1 protein-coding gene is annotated in these 378 nt (G+C 69.6%); it reads right to left on the bottom strand.

The annotated features are described in order from the left end of the window. A partial coding sequence (locus tag HKX41_10650) for a glycosyl transferase family 1 (protein NNC24590.1) occupies window positions 1-378 on the bottom strand: 378 nt, incomplete at both ends.

The following is a 378-nucleotide window of genomic DNA, read 5'->3' on the forward strand; positions in this document are numbered from 1 at the left end:
TGCGGCATCGCCACCCGCAGCAGCGGGCCGCGTCCGACCGCGGGGAAGAAGCGCTGGGCCATTTCGATCGCGTGATCGGAATGCACCACCACCGCGTCGGCGCGCTCGACGATGCGGCGCGAGGCCGGAAACGCGCGGCGCGCGTCCAGCACGCCGTCGCGGTCGAGCAGCGCGACCGCGCCGCGGCCGTGCGAGCGCTCCAGTTCCTGCGGGAACAAGCCGGCGGTGGCGCCGATCTCGTCCATGTTCGCCAGCATCGAGCTGAGGAAGAAATCGTGCAGCACCACCAGCCCCGGCACCTGGTCCAGCAGCTCGACCATGTGCGAGTGGAACGGCGAATTGCCGAACTGGTAGATCACCTGATCGTAGTTGGCGGCC

This window comes from Salifodinibacter halophilus, assembly GCA_012999515.1.
Lineage (GTDB): Bacteria > Pseudomonadota > Gammaproteobacteria > Nevskiales > Salinisphaeraceae > Salifodinibacter > Salifodinibacter halophilus.